The sequence below is a fragment of the Streptomyces sp. rh34 genome (genome assembly GCF_002551245.1).
In the GTDB taxonomy this organism is placed as follows: Bacteria; Actinomycetota; Actinomycetes; order Streptomycetales; family Streptomycetaceae; genus Streptomyces.
On the sequence record NZ_NTGZ01000435.1, the window covers coordinates 1 to 3400 of the forward strand.

Consider the following 3400-nt stretch of genomic DNA (forward strand, 5'->3'; position numbering starts at 1 on the left):
GCCCCGCACCGGCCCTGGACGGCGCGGACCGCGGCCGGCTGCTCGCCGGCGACCACCACGCGCCGCACGACGTGCTCGGCGCGCACCCCATCCCCGGCGGGGTGCTGGTACGGGCGCTGCGTCCGTTCGCGCGGTCCGTCACGGTGCTGGCGACCGGACTGCGGGCCGAGCTGCACGACGACGGCGACGGCTTCTTCTCCGGTGTGCTGCCGGTGCCGGAGGCCCCCGCGTACCGGCTCGAAGTGGCGTACGACGACACCACCATCGAGATGGAGGACCCGTACCGCTTCTGGCCCGCGATCGGCGAACTCGATCTGCACCTGATCGGCGAGGGCCGCCACGAGGAGCTGTGGCGGGCGCTCGGCGCGGAGCCGATGGAGCACCAGGGGGTGACCGGGACCCGGTTCACCCTCTGGGCGCCGAACGCGCGCGGCGTGCGGATCAAGGGTGACTTCAACTTCTGGGACGGCACCGGCTTCCCGATGCGTTCGCTCGGCTCGACCGGGGTGTGGGAGCTGTTCCTGCCCGGGGTCGGCGAGGGCGCGCTGTACAAGTACGACATCTGCCGCCCGGACGGTTCGCACACGGTGCGGGCCGACCCGATGGCCCGGCGCACCGAGGTACCGCCCGCCACCGCCTCGATCGTCACCGCGTCGCACCATGTGTGGCAGGACGCGGACTGGATGGAGCACCGGGGCGACCGGCCGGTCCACGAGGCCCCGTTCTCGGTGTACGAGGTCCATCTCGCGTCCTGGCGACCGGGGCTGACGTACCGGCAGCTCGCCGAGCAGCTCCCCGCCTACGTCAAGGACCTGGGCTTCACGCACGTCGAGCTGATGCCGGTCTCCGAGCATCCCTTCGGCGGCTCCTGGGGCTATCAGGTCACCGGGTTCTACGCGCCGACCTCGCGGATGGGCACCCCGGACGACTTCCGCTTCCTGGTGGACGCGCTGCACCGGGCGGGCATCGGCGTGATCATGGACTGGGTTCCGGCGCACTTCCCGCGGGACGACTGGGCGCTCGCCGAGTTCGACGGACGCCCGCTGTACGAGCACGCCGACCCGCGGCGCGCGGCGCACCCGGACTGGGGGACGCTGGAGTTCGACTACGGCCGCACGGAGGTCCGCAACTTCCTGGTCGCCAACGCCACGTACTGGTGCGAGGAGTTCCACATCGACGGGCTCCGGGTCGACGCGGTGGCCTCGATGCTCTACCTCGACTACTCCCGCGAGGACGGCCAGTGGTCGCCCAACGAGTTCGGCGGCCGGGAGAACCTGGACGCGGTCGCCTTCCTCCAGGAGATGAACGCGACGGTCTACCGCCGCAACCCCGGTGTCGTCACCATCGCCGAGGAGTCCACCGCCTGGGACGGCGTCACGCGGCCCACCGACGGCGGAGGCCTGGGATTCGGGCTGAAGTGGAACATGGGCTGGATGCACGACTCGCTCCAGTACATCGCGAAGGAGCCGATCCACCGCAAGTACCACCACGACGAGATGACGTTCTCGATGGTGTACGCGTACAGCGAGAACTACGTGCTGCCGATCTCGCACGACGAGGTGGTGCACGGCAAGCAGGCGCTGGTGGCGAAGATGCCCGGCGACTGGTGGCAGCAGCGCGCCAACCACCGCGCCTATCTGGGCTTCATGTGGGCCCACCCCGGCAAGCAACTCCTGTTCATGGGGCAGGAGTTCGCTCAGGGTGCGGAGTGGTCCGAGGGTCACGGCCCGGACTGGTGGCTGCTGGACCCCTCGTACGAGGCGTCCGGCGACCACCGCGGGGTGCGGACCCTGGTCGGCGACCTGAACGCGGTGTACGGGGCGGTGCCCGCGCTGTGGCAGCGCGACACGGTGCCGGAGGGGTTCAGCTGGGTGGACGGCGGCGCGGCCGAGGACAACGTGTTCGCGTTCCTGCGGTACGACGCGGACGGCTCCCCGCTGCTCGCGGTCTCCCACTTCTCCCCGGCGGTCCGGCACGACTACCGCCTCGGGGTGCCGGAGACCGGTGCGGAGGGCTGGGTGGAGGTCCTGAACACCGACGCGGCGCGTTACGGCGGCGGCGACGTGCGCAACGAGGAGCCGCTGAAGGCGGAGGCGGTGCCCGCGCACGGCCGCCCGTGCAGCGTCTCGCTGACGCTGCCGCCGCTGGCGACGGTGTGGTTCCGCCCGGCGTAGCCCGCCCGGCGTGCGGGACCGGGGCCCGTACCGCGTCGGTGGTGGACGCGGTACGGGCCCCTCCCCCATGTGCGGCGGGTCAGCGATCGGCGGCCATCACCTCGACGATGCTCGACCAGGAGTCGGGGCCGTGGCCCTTGGCGATGGCCCGGTCGGTGAGGCCCTTGAGGGCGGCCAGCTGCGAGACGTCCAGGCCGCGGCCCTTCGCGGTGTGCAGAATGTGGTCGACGCTGGCCCCCATCATGGCGAGGTTCGCACCCTCGGCCGCGTACGTACGCGTGTCGACGTCGGTCGCCGTGTACGCGGCGATGGGGGGCAGGATGCCCGCGATCGTGTTGAGGTACGGAGCGAGCGACGCGCCGTCGATGCCCTCCGCACGGGCCAGCGCGAACGCGTGGACGAGGCCGCCCATGGCTCCGTAGAAGAAGTCCAGCATCGCCATGTCGTAGGCGGCGGCGAGCCCGTGGTCCTCACCGAGGAAGGTGGCGGGCTGGCCGAGCGCCTTGAGGGTGGCCTCGTGCTCCTCGAACGCGGCCCGGTCGCCGGAGTGGAACACCAGCGCCTCGGCCGAGCCGACCACGTCGACCGGCACCATGATCGCCCCGTCGAGGTAGGCCAGCTCGTGCTTCCCGGCCCAGGCGGCGGCCTGCCGCGAACGGGCCGGGGTGTCCGAGGTGAGGTTGACCAGAACCCGCCCCTGAAGCGCTTCGGCCAGCGGTTCGAGGACCGCGTCGGAGGCGTCGTAGTCGACGAGGCATACCACGACGAGTCCGCTCGCCCGCACGGCCTCCTCGGCGGACGCGGCCCGCACCGCGCCCCGGCCCACGAGGTCCTCGCCCTTTCCGGGGGAACGGTTCCAGACGGTGGTGGGGTGACCGGCGGTCAGGAAGGCGCCGGCCAGGGCGCGGCCCATGTCGCCGAGGCCGAGAACGGTGACGGGGGTGGGTTCGGTGGTCGTGTTCGCATGCGTCATGAGGACCATGCTGGGCGGCTGAACGGGACCTGAACAGAACCCACTTGAATGTCACATACGCACTTCCGGGAAAGCGTCGAGGTCAGTGCGGTTCGGGCCGGTGCGGGGGCCGGTACGGTCCAGGCCGCCGGGGCCGACCGGGGCGAGGACGGCCTCCGGCTCCTGGAGAAGCCTCCGCCCCGGCCGGGCGCCGGACCGGCGTGGTCAGCCGGCCTGGGCCGCCGACCGCCGCCGGCGCACGGCCCAGACGATG

General features: G+C 72.1%; 2 protein-coding genes. One reads left to right on the forward strand and one right to left on the reverse strand.

Annotation, left to right across the window (positions count from 1 at the left end; all coding sequences use genetic code 11):
* Positions 1–2174, forward strand: a 2174-nt coding sequence (gene glgB, locus CR470_RS36790; RefSeq protein WP_257139050.1) for a 1,4-alpha-glucan branching enzyme, incomplete at its 5' end; no start/stop codon positions are given.
* Positions 2175–2253: 79 nt separating this feature from the next.
* Here glgB and CR470_RS36795 read toward each other — a convergent pair.
* Complete coding sequence (locus CR470_RS36795) at positions 2254–3147, reverse strand: NAD(P)-dependent oxidoreductase (protein WP_097872035.1); 894 nt, start codon at positions 3145–3147, stop codon at positions 2254–2256.
* Positions 3148–3400: the final 253 nt, after the last annotated feature.

What these genes read in the sequence shown, in the direction of transcription:
- CR470_RS36795 (WP_097872035.1), bottom strand. Translation starts at nt 3,147, where the DNA reads ATGACGCATGCGAACACGACCACCGAACCCACCCCCGTCACCGTTCTC.